We start from the raw sequence: 15,273 nt of genomic DNA, 5'->3' as shown, positions 1-15,273 counted from the left end.
GTGTGTTTCATCGTTTATTTAATCTGCTGTATCCGAAGCGCTCCTGCGCAGCAAGAGCTGCGGCACACCGCTATCAGGATGCGGAAGCATCACAGGCTCAACACCGTATACTCGTCGAATCCGATCCTCAGTTAATAACTTCGATGAAGCTCCCAATCCTTCAACCATTCCATCCTTGAGTACAAGCAAATCTTCGCAAAATTGGGCTGTCAAGTTAAGATCATGCAAGACCGCAATGATCGTCACACCCGTTTCTTGGCGCCAATCTGCCAGCAGTTCCATAAATTCAAGCTGATAGCGCAAGTCCAGATAGGTCGTAGGCTCGTCCAGCAGCAATATTCGTGGCTCCTGCACCATTACTTTTGCCAAAGCTACACGCTGTCGCTGTCCCCCACTCAAACGGTCTAATGCTCTGTCCGCCAGCGTGGTAAGACCCAATCGCTCCAGCACGCGAGCCGCGATCGCCTCCACATCAACACCCTTTTCCCTGCCTAGCCAGTCCTGATGGGGAAAACGTCCCATTTCTACGACTTCCCTGACGGTGTATCCCACGGGAGGAAGCCCTTCCTGTTGGAGTACGGCTATGAGTCGGGAAAGCTCTTTCCTACTGTAGCTACCGACCTTTTTGCCATAGATATGAACGTTTCCCGAAGTTGGCTGATCTACACCGGAAAGCAAATGCAACAAGGTCGATTTTCCACTGCCGTTCGGACCAATAATCCCCCACCAAGTTCCTTCGTCGACGCTCCAGCTTATATTTTTTAAAGCATGGAACTCTCCATAGGCACGTGTCAGACCCACTACCTCTAATGCCCGATCACGCACCTTCTGTGATTCACTTTGTTCTGTCACAGCAGTCCCCCCCTGCGCAGCTTCTTGTTTCGGTACAGAAGATATGCGAAGAACGGTGCCCCAACAAAGGCCGTCATCACGCCCAGAGGAATTTCTGTGGGGGCTAACAATGTGCGAGCCGCCGTATCTGCCCAAGCCATAAAAACAGCTCCGCCGAGCGCAGATAATGGAACAATCATACGGTAATCAGGACCTGTCACCAGACGAATGATATGCGGTACAACGAGTCCAACAAAGCCAATCACGCCACACACCGAGACAGCGGCTGCTGTCAGCAGCGTGGAAATAATCAGAACAGATAGCTTCGTCGCATCTACATGAACTCCCATGTGCGCCGCCTGACGTTCACCCAAAGCCAAAATATTCAGCACACGTGCCCGGTTCCATAGAAATACCAACCCTATGACCACATAAGGTAAAAGGATTCCTGTATATGACCAACCGCGCAGACTAAGACTTCCCATCGTCCAGTACAATATTTCATTGACCGTCTCCTTCGACATGGCTGTCAGAAAGGAAACAACCGCTCCCAGAAAGGATTGCATCACCACACCCGACAAAATGAGACTTTGTGTCGGAATTTTCCCACCTTCCCGTGCCAACGTCAGCACCATCCACAGCGTAAGCATTCCGGTCGTAAATGCCACTAGCGGCAGCGTCCATATGCCAACAAATGAAAATTGAAGGCCCCAATAAATCAGTACTGCCGCTCCTACCGAAGCCCCCGAGGATACCCCCAGTGTATACGGATCAGCCAAAGGATTACGCAGCACACCCTGAAATCCGGCTCCCGCCAGCGCCAGCGCTGCTCCTACCAACATTCCCAGTAACACTCGTGGCAATCTGACCTTCAAAATAATCTGCTCCGAGGATGTATTCCAATCCGGTGTAAACGTATCGCCTAACCACGGTAGGTGGTTAACCAGAATGCCCGTGATTTGGCTGACCGGAAGCTTGGCCGAGCCGATGCCAAGACAGAGCAGCAGCGTCAGCAACAGCAGGACAAGACCTGTCCCTCCAAAGCCGATCAGTTTACGGTTCATTTGAAAATTTCAGGATACACGCCCTTGGCCACTTCCTTGAGACCTTCCGTTACGCGTGGACCCGGACGACTGATCAAATTATCATCCACGGCAAATACCCGGTTGTGGCGAACAGCCGATATTTGATCCCATCCACTGCGAGCTTTAATGATATCACCGAGCGTCTGGCCCGTTTTGTCGTCCTTGACACTTTTGCTGTACAAAATCACGTCAGGGTTCGCAGCAATAATATTTTCCTCACTGATTTGGTACCACCCCTTCTGCGTGGCACCTACATTTTCGCCGCCCGCCAACGTAATCAGCTCGTCCATAAACTCGCCTTTACCCACTGTCCAGCCTGGTGAAAACTCGACGTATACCCGCAGCTTCTGCCCTTTACCGATATTTTTAATTCCTTCTTTTACTTCTGCTACATCTGCTCTCATCTTGTCAGTCACCGCTCTTGCTTCTCTCTGATGATCGGTGATTTTCCCATACAATTCGATGTTAGCCATGACATCTTCCACTGTCTTCGGTTCCGTTTTAAAAATCATAATTCCCATGTCGCGCAGCTTGGTCGTAGCCTGTTCACTAAGTGATATCCCTGCAAAAACGACTTCCGGGTTCGCAGCAATGATCGCCTCTTCGTTCGGTTTCATAATACCGCCCACTTTAGGCTTTTTCGTAGCTGCTTCCGGGTAATCAGAGTAGTCGGAGACGCCGACAATTTCCTTATCCAGCCCAATGGCGAACAACGCCTCGGTTTCTGCCGGGGAGACGGAAACGATTTTATCCGGCGCTTTTTTGAATGTAAATTCCTGTCCTGTTGCATCTTTAACTGTGAGCGGGTAAACCGTTTTGCCCGGAGGCTCTTGTGCGTTTACTGCCTGTCCCGGCTGCTGTGAAGAAGCCTGACCCTCTTTATTTTCTGCATTTTTTCCATTAGCGCCACATGCACTCAGCACAACTGCCAAAATCAGAGCCAATAGACCTGTTGTCCACACCTTTATTTTTTTTCCTGCCATGATTTGCACCCCTTCATAAATAAATCGTTAAGAGCGTTACTTGAACATCATCAGATATCTTCTAAATCTAGCCTTCTTTTCCTATCAAAAACCCCCGCATCCTCATATCAGGACACAGGGGTCACGTTAGCGCAGATCGTGCGCAGGCGGCAGCTTCTTTCCGCATGGACAGTCACTGCGAACACGTCATCCTTTCCTCGAAGGATTATGGTGACAGGCGGACGGGCAGGTATCCTGACTTATGGTAAAATACATGTCCTGAAATTCTTTCATATGCTTAGTAACATATAAAGAGGACTAACGGGCATGTTTCCATTTACAGTGGCGGGACCGCGCCGGATTCACACCGACTTCCCTTTTAACAGCGCAGGGAGGGAAACCATAGTTTCATCACGCTGCGCCGACCTCGTCTGCTGGATATTTGATGTAGTGGTAGTCAAGCCGTTCTTTTACTTGATGATTATAGGTTAAAATGAGGCGGCTTACAACCCAAACAGCCTCTTTATCCGCTGGTGTCTAACCTAATGAGGAAGCATTTCCGCTATGTAATTGTGCGGTCCTGCCAGCCTCAATTGAATCCTTAATGCTTCTCCCGGCTTCGGATTCAGACTCCAAAAATCATGGCCCGGTATCAGCATGCAAGCTAGCTGACGAATTACGCCACCATGCGTAACGACCAAAACAGAGGGCGACGTAGCAGTCAAATCCATGGGTTGAACTTCCATAGCAACACGCCATTCATACAGAGAGTCAAGAAATTTGCGCAGACGATTTACAAAATCTGTCCAAGACTCTCCACCAGGTGGGGTGATCCGTTGCGGCTCATCAATCCAAGCCCGATACAACGACACATCCTTGAGCATGTCATACGTTTTTCCATCCCACTCGCCAAAATGAAGCTCTCGCAGACATGGTTCCATCATAGGAGGCATAGTAGATAGGGAACGCCCAGACGTCAACTCTGATTCCGGCACAATGATCTGCAAGGTCTGGCGACATCGCATTAAGTCGCTGCAATAGATTCGAGCAAAGGACTGACCTTGCAATTTTTCCTGCAAAGGCTTTAATTCCTGCTCTGCCCCCGGTAGCAAACCTAAGTCGGAGTGTCCCAGATATCGACGTTCCTTGTTCCATAAGGTTGTGCCGTGACGAACTAACACGAGCTCCATATCCCAATGCAGATCTTCTTTAGCATCATACGGCACCTTATCCTCCTGTGAGTTCGGTCTTTGTGCGTATTCTACTGTCCTTTTTGCTGCTATATCTTGTTTCAAGAAATGTCACTTCCTGCTCGATCATTATTCAGCGTGTCACTCCTCACCCTCACCGCACCCATCCCAAGGCAAAACAACCTGCGGCTCCTAACAAACACAATCCTACAAACATACTGGACACGGCGAACATCAGCTGGATCGTATGCCGTATATCTTTCGACTCTAGCGGTCGTATCCAATCCCCCATGTATGCACGAAAGGAGCGCACGCCATGATACACATTATATCCTCCAAGACGAATCCCCAATGCACCAGCAACAGCCGATTCCGGGAAGCCACTGTTCGGACTTGGGTGCAGACGAGCGTCTCGCTTGACTGTGCGCCAGCTTCTTGCAGCATCTCGTTTGTACATCCACGCCGCTATCACAAGCATTGCCGCTGTCAGGCGTGCTGGAATGTAGTTAGCCACATCATCTAGACGTGCTGAAGCCCAGCCTAAATGCAGATACTCTTCATTTTTGTACCCAACCATGGAATCGAGCGTATTCACAGCACGATAAGCCAGCGCCAAGGGTGCTCCCCCGATCAAGGCATAAAAAAGCGGGGAAATAATCGCGTCCACGATATTTTCAGCGACCGTTTCAACCGTACCGCGTACAATCTCAGGCTTATCAAGTTGCTGCGTATCCCGCCCGACTATCATGCCCAGCTCCCGCCGTGCCACAGCCAGGTCATCCGCCTGCAACGCTCGGTAGACTGCCATTCCTGCATCCTTTAGTCCTTTGGAAGCAATCGTGGTCACAATCAGCACCATTTCTGCGCCGACAGATAACCACGGATGAATCCAGGCAAGCAAGTGCAACAGCGCCCAGGCGAGCGCAAAGGAGCCTCCCGCCACAATGAGTGGAAGCAGTATACCCGCACGTTTCAGCCCCCGGTCACTTCGGACCTGGCGGCGAATCAATTTTTCCAATGCCGAAATGGCATGTCCCATACCGATGACTGGATGCGGCAACCACCTCGGATCACCGATCATCCTGTCCAAAAGGTAGGCTGCCAGGATAATCAAGCTAACTGTCACGCCGCTGTTCCTCCTCCAGCACTTCACCCAATACAGATAGCAGCCTGTCGTTGGCTTCTGCATCCTTGACCGCAATCCGAAAATGGCTCGTCGTCAGTCCCGGATACATAGCACAGCTACGTATAAGAACTCCGCGTTGTCCAAGCGCCTGCTGAATAGCCGATGCACTCCACGTACCCGGCGCCCTTGCCAGCACGTAATTGGCTTCACCGGGAACGACACCGCAGCCCCATTCCGCCAAGGCGGTTAACAGACGGTTGCGCTCCGCAGCAATCAGCTCCTGTGTTTGGTGCTCATATGCTTGCCCACTTCTCAAACACGCCTCGCCAGCCAGCAACGCCAATCCATTCACACTCCAGGTCACCTGTTTGGCCGTCATTCGCCGGATATAGTCCGGATGAGCAATCGCATAACCCAATCGTAGGCCAGGAATGGCATAAAATTTGGTCATTGACCGGATCAAAATCACATGAGGATAGCGATCCAGCACAGGCAGCAGTGAGATTCGCCGTTCCAGCGGAATAAAATCAATGAATGCTTCATCCACCACCAGCACAGTACCCGTTGTGCCAGCCGCCTCTGCCAGCTCGCACAGCTCCTGCTCACTATATTGGACGCCATTTGGATTATTCGGCTGCCCGAGGAACAAAACATCTACCTGCTCCATGAGCTGAAGGATGTCCTCCACGTCCGCCTTCCATTGAAGCGAGGCCTTCCCATACACCCGGTTGACCTCAGCTCCGAATTTGCCAGCCAGCTCGGCATATTCCGAAAAACACGGCTCCACTGTACCCACACGCTTAGGAGCTAGTCCCAATAACAAGAGCGCCATGCTCTCAGCCGCTCCGTTTCCGATACTTAACGACTCCGGTGGAACATGCAGTCGCCGTGCGAGCATATTTTTAAAATTCCGATGCCCAGGGTCTGGATAGCGAATCACAGTGTCAAATGAGTGTTGCAGCGCCTCAAGCACCTCAGGCGGTGGACCAAGCGGATTAATATTTGCACTAAAATCTACAAAATCAGCAGCAGTCCCGCCAAATGTCGCCGCAGCTGTTTCCCTGTCCCCGCCATGACCGTAAACCTCTATCATTGCCTCTCATCCTTTCCGCCCGTTTCCAATCATTTAGCTCCATTATGAGGCTGCTTTTTGCGTCCCGTCAATGCAAATGAGCTTTTGTACATGGCTCACTTGGGTTACAATAGAAGGAGGCACACATAAAATTACACAGTTTATATACGGAGGAATGGACATGCTGTTCATCGACAACCAGGGGATACACGATCCAGCCATTAATCTTGCTATTGAGGAATACGCGCTCAAGCATCTACCGCTGGACGACAGCTATTTGCTGTTTTACATTAATCAGCCTTCTATTATTATAGGCAAGCATCAAAATACCATTGAAGAAATCAACGCCGAGTTTGTCAGAGATAACAATATTCAAGTCGTTCGTCGCCTGTCCGGCGGCGGTGCTGTATATCATGACCTCGGTAATTTAAATTTCAGTTTTATTACCAAGGATAACGGGGAGTCCTTTCATAATTTCCTCAAATTTACGCAACCTGTGATTGATGCTCTGCGCCAAATGGGAGTAGAAGCTGAAATGACAGGCCGCAACGATCTGCAGGTCGGAGAACGTAAAATTTCAGGAAACGCCCAATTTGCCACACGCGGACGTATGTTCAGCCACGGTACATTGATGTTTAACCTGAATCTGGACAATGTGGCTGCATCACTGCATGCCAATCCCGAAAAATTCAAATCCAAAAGCACTAAATCTGTCCGCAGTCGCGTAGCTAACATCAGCGAACTGATGGACCGTGAGATGACCATAGAGCAATTTCGCGAGGAACTGTTGCGTTTCATATTCGGATCAGAATTGGATCAAGTACCTCAATATAAGCTCACCGATACCGATTGGGCCAAAATCCATGAAATATCCAAAGAACGTTACCAATCGTGGGATTGGAACTACGGTCTATCCCCCGAGAGCAATATAAAGCACACACGTAAATTTCCAGTCGGTATTATTGATATCCGCATGGATCTTAAGGAAGGCTACATTCGTGATATTAAAATCTATGGGGATTTCTTCGGTGTGGGTGACGTTGCTGATATTGAAAATATCCTGCGCGGCAAGCGTTATGATGAAGGTGAGGTACGTCAAGCCTTATCCTCTCTCGATTTGAAGCACTATTTTGGTAATATTGAGTTGGACGATTTTGTTGGACTTGTATTTTTGGAAGACTAACCGTTACTTTTTCCCATCGTTTCAAACCAATACTTCAGTGGTTATAAGGGGACAGGCTCTTATAGGAGCCGTCCCCTTTTCCTTGCGATATTGTCATTTTGAATATTATAAGATACAATTTTAGCATTGCCCCATGATAGAGATAAAGGAGAGAATACCGATATGTATAAATTAATTGCCATTGATATTGATGATACACTCATTAACGACCAAAAAGAAGTTACACCAGCGACACAACAGGCATTAGAAGCTGCTGTAGCGAAAGGTGTGGTGGTTACCCTCGCTACTGGACGAGCTTATGCCTCTGCACACAAAATTGCTCGCCAGACTGGTTTGAACGTGCCGATCATTACGTATCAAGGAGCTTTGGTTAAAAACCTGCTGGACGAAAACGTGCTGTATGAGCGTTATGTTCCACTCGTGGCTGCACGTCGTCTGTATGAATTCTGCGTGGAACGCAATCTGCATCTACAAACGTATATTGATGACAAATTGTACACACGTGAAGATAATCAGAAAATCAAAGATTACACGGAGCTGAACAACACGGAATATTTTGTAGAGCCTGTATTCAGTAAAGTTATAGAGCAGCCGGCTCCTAAATTGCTGATTATCGACGAGCCGGAAGTGTTGGATGAATTAATTCCTGAACTTCGCGTACTGCTTGGCAATGAAGTTCACATTACAAAATCCAAGCCTCACTTTCTGGAAATTATGCACCATGAAGGCACCAAGGGTCACGCGCTTACCTTCCTTGCAAACCATTTTGGCTGTGAACTGTCGGAAACGATTGCCATCGGCGACTCTTGGAACGACCATGAAATGCTTGAATGCGCTGGTCTCGGCATAGCGATGGAGAATGCCATTCCTGATTTGAAGAAGCTGGCTGATTACATCACTCGCAGCAATAACGAAGATGGTGTTAAGCACGCCATCGACAAATTCGTACTCAATGTTGAATAAGCAAAAAGTGCCTGCTCCCATAATTCTTAAATAAAGTAATACAACAACAAAGCCTCCAAACTGTCGCATGATCAGTAACATACGACAGTTTGGAGGCCTTTTCTGTCAGATCATATAATAACCTGACCGCTATAAAATATCAGGCAGCAGAACGTAACTTACGCCTGTTCACCAAACGGATAATTCCATTGTTCATAAGGATTAGTCCAGTCACAATGAGCAGCACCCCAACCAGCATCCACCAGCTTACATGCTCTCCATACAACAACGCTCCCAAGCCCACCGCAATCGGCGGTGATATATACAGCCACGTCGTCGGAAACAGGGGATTTGTACGCTCCATGAGCCAGTAGAACAGTGTATGTGCAATCATCGAACCAAACAGGATCAGATAGAGTAAAGACCCCATGGCAGGAAGGTACTGCCACCCCTCAGAACTCCACGGTTCCGTGATCGCAGACAGTAACAGCAGCATCCATCCCCCATGGATCATTTGCGCCGCATTCAGGGCAATCGGGTTCGTTTCACGAAATACATCCATCACTCGCTTGGAATAAAGAGCTCCCCCTGAATAACACAGCTCCCCCAGCAAAATAACAAGGCATCCCGCCAGCCACAGACCACTGATCTGAACCGCCAATCCGGGCAGCACAACCAGCACCACACCAAGAAAGCTGATCATGCAGCCAACGACCGTAATCCGTGACGTTTTTTGCCGTAGCAGTACAGATTGCAAAATGACGATCATCATCGGCCCGGTAGCTGACAGAATAGCTCCGATCCCGGAGCTGACATATTGCTCTGCCCAATACAAGGCCGAAAAGGTACCGAAGGTCGTTCCTGCTCCAATCAGCAACATTTCCTTACGCCATAATAACGACCATTTCACCTTTCCGGTCAGCTTCATAGCAATAAATAATATCGCACCTGCGGCGAAAAAACGTACCCCTGCCGATAAAAACGGCGGAAGCCCGGCTTCCACTCCCACTTTTATGGCCAAAAACGTTGTGCCAAAAATAAGACACATTACTGTAAACGCGATCCCAATCATGATACGTCCCTCTCCCTTCAGTTGCTTTTAAGCATACAGGGAGACGAACAGAACAGTTGTATAACTACAGAACAGTTGTATACGTTTTTGAAGTGCTATATAGTACAATACACACAAAGGAGCGTGGATAGCATGGGTAAGAACAACAGCGAACTACTTTTTCCAGCCGATCATGCCTTAAAGCTGTATGAGCAGGTTATCCATTATGTAACTGTGCGGATCGATCGCGGGGATTGGCAAACAGACATGAAGCTGCCGTCCGTACGAAGCTTGGCTCAGGAGCTGGGTGTACATCGGCTAACTGTTTTCCGGGCATATCAGGAGTTGAAGCAACGAGGACTGGTCTATGTAAGGGACAAATCAGGATATTACGTTCATGCTTCCCAAGCGACTGGACATGCAAAATATGCTGGCTACTCGAGACATACGTCCATAGACCTCACGATTCACTCCAAATCTGCCCATGCGGCAGATGATCCGTCAGTTTCAGCCTGGAGAGGAATGGATGGACTTACCCGCGTTCAATCAGTGAATGCGAATTTCCAGTTTTCCAAAGCGCTGATTGACCCCTCTCTCCTGCCCAACCGATTTTGGGGAGAGCTGATGATGCAGGTTTTTGAAAAGCATCCGAAAGTAGCAGCCACCTATTCCGCTGTACAGGGTGATACCGAGCTTCGGGAGGCCATGGCGCAGCATTTTAGCGTGGATAAGCATTTTGCTTTATCACCGGATGAAGTGATGATTACCTCGGGAGCACAGCAAGCCATTGATTTAATTGCCCGATCTCTGCTCCATACAGGAGACCGTGTATTGATCGAACGCCCTGCTTATGGTCCTGCCATGGAAATATTCCGCAGACAAGGCGCACGTCTGACCATGACCGATATTCGACCAGAAGGATATGATATGGACCAGATTGAGTGGTGCATGAAAACGGAAAAACCACGTCTCTTTTATATGAATCCGACATTCCACAACCCGACGGGCTTTACGGTCCCCGATGAGCAACGCAAACGACTGCCTGAACTAGCCGAGCGCTACGGCTGCCTCATTGTTGAGGATGACAGCACCTATGACATCAGCTTTGGGCAAAAGCCTCCTTCTCCGATTTTCGCCTATGATGTTTCGGGAAGCGTCGTCTACATTCGAAGTTACAGTAAATATGTCGCACCCGGTCTACGAATCGCAGCCGTGACCTGCCGACCACAGCTTATGAACAGCCTGCTGAACGTCAAAGCGTTAGTGGACAATGGATCGCCACTGCTGAATCAAAAGCTATTTTTAGAATACTTTCAATCTCCACGTATGCAGCAGCATATTAAAAAACTATGTATCGCGCTCCAGATTCGTAAGGAAACGATGGAAGACAGTCTCCGCGATTCCGGTTGGACATGGACCAGCCCAGCGGGAGGACTCAACCTGTGGCTCCAGCTGCCTTCTACGTTGAAACCTAATGAATTACTTGCCAAAAGTGTACAAGAATCTGTATCCTTTGTCCCCGGCAATGTATTTGATCCCATCGGCGCAGAGGGTAAAACGCATGTACGACTGTCCTATTCATACGCCAACGAGCTACAAATCAAAGAAGGAATCTCCACCCTTCTACGTATCAGTCGAACGATGTAAAGGTAAAATGCACCTTTATTCTAACGGCAAACTCATGCCGGTGTGTGCCAAACCAATCCCTTCCAGAAGCCCATAGTTGCGTGTGACATCCACATCATGGGACATATGTGTAAATACTGTGCTTTGGGGTTTAAGCCTTCCTATAAGCTCCTGAGCCTCCAGCATGTCGTATACGGAACGGGTGGCATACTCGGCCTCCTCATGATAAAAACTCGTTCCCAGGACGAGCAGATTCAGATTGTGCAAGGGGAGAATTTCCGCCTCATTTAATCCAATCGAATCCGAACAGTAGGCCCACGAGAAGCCGTCCTTTTCCAGGCGATAAGCGTAGGCATATCCGTTCTTCCCGTGATTCACACGCCATCCCCGGATATTCCACCCGCCAAGTTGGGCTCCCTGATCTACTGGAATAAGATCCAAATTTCCAGAGAGCCAGGAAAATTGCCGCAAGATCGTGTCGATCACTTCCTGTGGCGCGTACAAGCGACCTCTGTTCCCAGTCCAGCGACAGGCATCTGCCCATTCTGGTAATCCTCCAATATGGTCAAAATGTGCATGTGTCACAAGGATCGTAGGGATAAAACGCAGATCGCGTAATTCTAGCTGTCTGCGCCAGTCCGGGCCACAATCAATCATAAAGTCCTCCGTCTCGCTTTCGATCAGCACAGACGATCTCAATCTTATGTTCGCCCCTGTCGTGCGAGCTTCTGTGCATACGAGACAATCACAATATACACGCGGAACCCCCATTGCATCCCCCGTGCCAAGAAAAACAAGCCGATTCATGGTTTAACTCCTATCTATTTGGGTCTTTTTACTACTATTATAACGAACAGACCGATTCTACGTAAATCATCTGCGTAAATCCTTCCAGCGTCCAACGCCAAAAGGAGCATGCCCAAAGCCGTGAAATCAGGCTAGACATCCCCCCAAGCGTGATCATATATATTTGAGAATTTTGCAAAAGCCTGATTTTTAAATGATGATAGGCATGGGATCTTCCTTCAGGCGGTTTTCCACCATCCAGCTGGACTGGTCATTATATAGATAGGCTCGATGCACCAACACTCGCACCTGCTGACCAGGTTCCAGCGTAGACTTCTCCAGCGAACGGTACGTCATGAGACGATGGTCCCCAACTTGTACTTCAACCATCCACTCACTTCCACGAAAATGCAAATGCTTCACTACGCCTTCCTCGGTCGCCGACAGAAGCGTAAATTCCTCGCTTGGCCCGACATCAATATACTCCGGACGGATCAAGGCACGTGTTCCCACTCCAGCAGCTTCTTCGAAGCCTTTGAGACTGCCTGCCTGTTCAATCACCGTAGATTCCCCAATGAAGGAAGCCACGAACGGGGTACCCGGTTTTTTATAAATATCCCAAGGCGTTCCCTTCTGCTCCAGTCGTCCCTGATTAATCACCATAATTTCATCCGCTACTTCAATCGCCTCATCCTGATCATGGGTGACAAAAATTGAAGTAATGCCCACCCGCTCAATCAACTCTCGCAGCCAGGTGCGCAGCTCCTGACGAATCTTGGCATCAATAGCTGCAAAAGGCTCATCCAACAGCAGCAATTGAGGCTCTGGTGCCAAAGCACGCGCAAAAGCAACTCGCTGTCGCTGTCCACCTGACAACTGATGCGGATAACGATGCTCAAATCCTTTGAGCCCCGTTAGTTCGACCAACTCCGTGACCCGTTCCTTGATACGGGTTTTGGAGCTTTTTTTCACTTTCAGACCAAAGGCAATATTGTCGTAGACGCTCATGTGCTTGAACAAAGCATAGTTTTGAAATACAAATCCGATTCCACGTTCCTGCGGGGACAGCTCGTTTACCCTTTTTCCATGAAAATGAATTTCTCCCGCATCCGGTTGCTCCAGACCCGCCAAAATGCGAAGAATGGAGGTTTTTCCTCCACCACTTGGACCGAGTAAGCCAATAAGATGGCCCGCCTGAATATCAAAAGATACGTCCTTTACTGCATGAAAATTACCGAAATGCTTGTTTAATCCTCTTACTTCCACATGCATATCCGTACACTTCCTTTCCGCTTCTGGACCTGTTCAGGAACAGCAGCAGCCTTGCTTACCGCAAAGCACGTACCTCATTTAAAATCATTTAATTATTCCAATGCATATACTATGTTTTTTCTTATGTGATACTTTATCAAAGGAAAGTAATTTTCGTCAACTCTATATATTATCTTAGGAATTAAAAGGGTAAAGTATTAAGAAGAAAGGAGATGGAGTTATTGTTGCATACTTTAGAAATATCTACTACACAGCGAGATGAAATACGCGATATTACACGAGAGGTTGCTTCATTGATCGAAAAAAGCGGGGTGCAACAAGGAACCGCACTTGTTTATTGTCCACACACGACAGCCGGCATCGCCATTAATGAAAATGCAGACCCAGATGTCAAACATGATGTGATGTTAAGACTAGATGAAGTCTATCCGTGGAAGCATCCCCAATATCGCCATATGGAGGGAAATACAGCGTCCCACCTAAAATCCATTACGACAGGCCCCTCACAAACGATCATCATCCATGACGGAAAGCTGTTGCTCGGACGATGGCAGGGACTTTATTTTTGTGAATTCGACGGACCACGCAGACGCCAATACCATGTAAAAATCATGGAGGGCTAACGGACCAGGTAAAAAAAACAGACCATGATGTTTTCCTACTGGATGCATCATCGTCTGTTAAATTCTTAGTCGCTTTCGCAAAGTACCGTAATGATAAGTCACCGTCATGAAGCGCATACACCTAGAAAAGCGCCCTACATGTTCATGGGTGAAGCGTGTGAATGCAGGTACGCTCATAGGTGTCTGCACAGCAGCTTTACATGTGCTAAAGCAGCGGGCCTAATTTCTTCAAATGTTAAACCGTCCTGAATATAAAAGGATACAAAGCCATGCATGGATAAAAACAGACTTTTCGGTACCCTTGAGCAATCTTCCTCCGAATGCCCCTGACCACTCAATTCTTGACGGATCATGGATGCAAATAGTTCGACACAACGGTTTTGCTCTGTGCGACAGTATGCAAATAGTTCTTCATCGTGCATCATGAACATAATTTCGTATTGATATGGATTTTCCAAACCAAAACGGATAAATTCCAGCATCAAGTACTCTAGTCTGCTCAAGCCATCATCAGGTGTGCCTGTTGCTGCTTGCAGTAGAATCCCACGCAATGTATTAAAATCTTCAATCACAATGGCATAGAACAGTTCAGCCTTCTCTTTAAAATGATAGTATAACGAACCATGACTGTAACCCAGATGCTGGCCAATGCTGCGCATTGAAATCGCACGGTAGCCCTTGGTAATAAACAAGTGCCTGGCCGCTTCCAGAATCCGCCCTCTTGACAACTCCTGTTCTACTGCTCTTCTAGCCATATTATTTATTCCCCTTCAATAAAGTAAAGCTGCTCTCCCTCCGACACAAGCGATTGCCCCTGCGTCAAGTCTGTTATCCAGTTGCTAAAGGATTCCGCATCACCAGCCAGCGGCAGACAGGTTAAGGTAACTTTATCCGTAAACATTGTTTCTCCAGTGCGGATGCTGCGATTGCGTAATTCATTTTCCACTTTGCCCAACCAGGTATAATCCAATTCTACAAAAACTTCACGATGCAGCACACGCGTAATTGCATCCCCTGCCTCGATTGCTGCAACAGCACCATCTGAATACGCGCGAATCAGACCGCCTGCTCCCAGCAAAATCCCACCAAAGTAACGGGTAACAACAATAGCGACATTTTTCAGCTTCTGGTTGCGGATTACCTCCAAAATAGGCTTTCCAGCCGTACCGCTCGGTTCTCCGTCATCCGATTGCTTTTGGATTTCGTCTCTTTCCCCAATCATGTAAGCAGAACAATTATGGGTAGCGTTCCAATGCTCTTTTTTGATGCGCTCTATGAAAGCAGTTGCTTCTTCCTCAGTTTGAACAGGCTGAATGTGGCCGATAAAACGGGATTTTCGAATCACAATTTCCTTGTTGCCGGCACCGCGTACGGTTCGGTATTGTTCCAACATACACGTATAACCTTCCTTACTTCATTTTACAAGAAAGCAGTCCCCCGCTTCTGGCAGCTGGTGAACTGCTTTCCTGTACTTTAATTGATGCTATACACTATAACACTTCTGACCGAAATCCTGTTTCGCAT

The 15,273-nt window shown here is 48.2% G+C and carries 15 protein-coding genes and 1 riboswitch; of the genes, 4 read left to right on the top strand and 11 right to left on the bottom strand.

What is annotated here, in order from left to right; genetic code table 11:
- Positions 1-18 precede the first annotated feature (18 nt).
- From MKX46_RS22480 to cobD, 6 genes are all read right to left on the bottom strand, one after another.
- Entirely contained in the window at positions 19-852 is an 834-nt protein-coding gene (locus MKX46_RS22480; RefSeq protein WP_341071803.1) for an ABC transporter ATP-binding protein, read from the bottom strand.
- Positions 849-1,895: a FecCD family ABC transporter permease gene (locus MKX46_RS22475; protein WP_029516390.1), complete on the bottom strand. Its 1,047-nt coding sequence runs from the start codon at positions 1,893-1,895 to the stop codon at positions 849-851. The genes MKX46_RS22480 and MKX46_RS22475 overlap by 4 nt, the downstream gene beginning before the upstream one ends.
- Positions 1,892-2,899: an ABC transporter substrate-binding protein gene (locus tag MKX46_RS22470; RefSeq protein WP_029516389.1), complete on the bottom strand. Its 1,008-nt coding sequence runs from the start codon at positions 2,897-2,899 to the stop codon at positions 1,892-1,894. The genes MKX46_RS22475 and MKX46_RS22470 overlap by 4 nt, the downstream gene beginning before the upstream one ends.
- Positions 2,900-3,106: 207 nt before the next feature.
- Positions 3,107-3,298: riboswitch (cobalamin riboswitch) on the bottom strand.
- A gap of 122 nt (positions 3,299-3,420) precedes the next feature.
- A complete protein-coding gene (locus MKX46_RS22465) occupies positions 3,421-4,173 on the bottom strand; it encodes a histidine phosphatase family protein (protein WP_029516388.1) in 753 nt (250 codons plus the stop codon).
- A 49-nt stretch (positions 4,174-4,222) separates the two neighbouring features.
- Entirely contained in the window at positions 4,223-5,194 is a 972-nt protein-coding gene (gene cbiB, locus MKX46_RS22460; protein WP_340931686.1) for an adenosylcobinamide-phosphate synthase CbiB, read from the bottom strand.
- Positions 5,184-6,287, bottom strand: coding sequence for a threonine-phosphate decarboxylase CobD (gene cobD / locus MKX46_RS22455; protein WP_340931684.1), 1,104 nt, complete (start codon positions 6,285-6,287; stop codon positions 5,184-5,186). The genes cbiB and cobD overlap by 11 nt, the downstream gene beginning before the upstream one ends.
- Positions 6,288-6,447: 160 nt before the next feature.
- Between cobD and MKX46_RS22450 the strand changes: the two genes are divergently transcribed.
- Positions 6,448-7,449: a lipoate--protein ligase gene (locus MKX46_RS22450; protein ID WP_029516385.1), complete on the top strand. Its 1,002-nt coding sequence runs from the start codon at positions 6,448-6,450 to the stop codon at positions 7,447-7,449.
- A gap of 162 nt (positions 7,450-7,611) precedes the next feature.
- Complete coding sequence (locus tag MKX46_RS22445; RefSeq protein WP_029516384.1) at positions 7,612-8,412, top strand: Cof-type HAD-IIB family hydrolase; 801 nt, start codon at positions 7,612-7,614, stop codon at positions 8,410-8,412.
- A gap of 139 nt (positions 8,413-8,551) precedes the next feature.
- On the opposite strand, the gene MKX46_RS22440 is transcribed toward MKX46_RS22445, so the two are convergent.
- Entirely contained in the window at positions 8,552-9,463 is a 912-nt protein-coding gene (locus MKX46_RS22440) for a DMT family transporter (protein WP_029516383.1), read from the bottom strand.
- Positions 9,464-9,595: 132 nt separating this feature from the next.
- Here MKX46_RS22440 and MKX46_RS22435 point away from each other — a divergent pair, with 132 nt between their 5' ends.
- The gene (locus MKX46_RS22435; protein ID WP_318626867.1) at positions 9,596-11,089 is read left to right on the top strand and encodes an aminotransferase-like domain-containing protein; all 1,494 of its coding nucleotides are present in this window, start codon (positions 9,596-9,598) and stop codon (positions 11,087-11,089) included.
- 15 nt (positions 11,090-11,104) lie between these two features.
- Here the strand turns inward: MKX46_RS22435 and MKX46_RS22430 are convergent, their stop codons facing one another.
- Both MKX46_RS22430 and MKX46_RS22425 read right to left on the bottom strand, forming a co-directional pair.
- Positions 11,105-11,875: an MBL fold metallo-hydrolase gene (locus MKX46_RS22430; RefSeq protein WP_341071802.1), complete on the bottom strand. Its 771-nt coding sequence runs from the start codon at positions 11,873-11,875 to the stop codon at positions 11,105-11,107.
- Positions 11,876-12,064: 189 nt separating this feature from the next.
- Positions 12,065-13,126, bottom strand: coding sequence for a sulfate/molybdate ABC transporter ATP-binding protein (locus tag MKX46_RS22425; RefSeq protein ID WP_029516380.1), 1,062 nt, complete (start codon positions 13,124-13,126; stop codon positions 12,065-12,067).
- 221 nt (positions 13,127-13,347) lie between these two features.
- Here MKX46_RS22425 and MKX46_RS22420 point away from each other — a divergent pair, with 221 nt between their 5' ends.
- Entirely contained in the window at positions 13,348-13,749 is a 402-nt protein-coding gene (locus MKX46_RS22420; RefSeq protein ID WP_340931681.1) for a secondary thiamine-phosphate synthase enzyme YjbQ, read from the top strand.
- 173 nt (positions 13,750-13,922) lie between these two features.
- On the opposite strand, the gene MKX46_RS22415 is transcribed toward MKX46_RS22420, so the two are convergent.
- Together MKX46_RS22415 and MKX46_RS22410 are read right to left on the bottom strand one after the other, a co-directional pair.
- Complete coding sequence (locus MKX46_RS22415) at positions 13,923-14,504, bottom strand: TetR/AcrR family transcriptional regulator (protein WP_029516378.1); 582 nt, start codon at positions 14,502-14,504, stop codon at positions 13,923-13,925.
- A gap of 5 nt (positions 14,505-14,509) precedes the next feature.
- Positions 14,510-15,142, bottom strand: a complete 633-nt coding sequence (locus MKX46_RS22410; RefSeq protein ID WP_023987635.1) for a YigZ family protein — start codon at positions 15,140-15,142, stop codon at positions 14,510-14,512.
- Between the last annotated feature and the right edge of the window lie 131 nt (positions 15,143-15,273).

The organism is Paenibacillus sp. FSL P4-0113, assembly GCF_038009305.1.
Taxonomy (GTDB): Bacteria; Bacillota; Bacilli; order Paenibacillales; family Paenibacillaceae; genus Paenibacillus; species Paenibacillus polymyxa_D.
The sequence above is the reverse complement of the archived record's forward strand: the minus strand, read 5'-3'. Positions and strand labels throughout refer to the sequence as shown.

Bases quoted from the DNA above. Each gene is read 5' to 3' on its own strand.
- MKX46_RS22440 (WP_029516383.1), bottom strand. From the start codon at position 9,463: ATGATTGGGATCGCGTTTACAGTAATGTGTCTTATTTTTGGCACAACG.
- MKX46_RS22410 (WP_023987635.1), bottom strand. From the start codon at position 15,142: ATGTTGGAACAATACCGAACCGTACGCGGTGCCGGCAACAAGGAAATT.
- MKX46_RS22430 (WP_341071802.1), bottom strand. From the start codon at position 11,875: ATGAATCGGCTTGTTTTTCTTGGCACGGGGGATGCAATGGGGGTTCCG.
- MKX46_RS22415 (WP_029516378.1), bottom strand. From the start codon at position 14,504: ATGGCTAGAAGAGCAGTAGAACAGGAGTTGTCAAGAGGGCGGATTCTG.
- MKX46_RS22435 (WP_318626867.1), top strand. From the start codon at position 9,596: ATGGGTAAGAACAACAGCGAACTACTTTTTCCAGCCGATCATGCCTTA.
- MKX46_RS22445 (WP_029516384.1), top strand. From the start codon at position 7,612: ATGTATAAATTAATTGCCATTGATATTGATGATACACTCATTAACGAC.
- cobD (WP_340931684.1), bottom strand. From the start codon at position 6,287: ATGATAGAGGTTTACGGTCATGGCGGGGACAGGGAAACAGCTGCGGCG.
- MKX46_RS22450 (WP_029516385.1), top strand. From the start codon at position 6,448: ATGCTGTTCATCGACAACCAGGGGATACACGATCCAGCCATTAATCTT.
- MKX46_RS22425 (WP_029516380.1), bottom strand. From the start codon at position 13,126: ATGCATGTGGAAGTAAGAGGATTAAACAAGCATTTCGGTAATTTTCAT.
- MKX46_RS22470 (WP_029516389.1), bottom strand. From the start codon at position 2,899: ATGGCAGGAAAAAAAATAAAGGTGTGGACAACAGGTCTATTGGCTCTG.
- MKX46_RS22475 (WP_029516390.1), bottom strand. From the start codon at position 1,895: ATGAACCGTAAACTGATCGGCTTTGGAGGGACAGGTCTTGTCCTGCTG.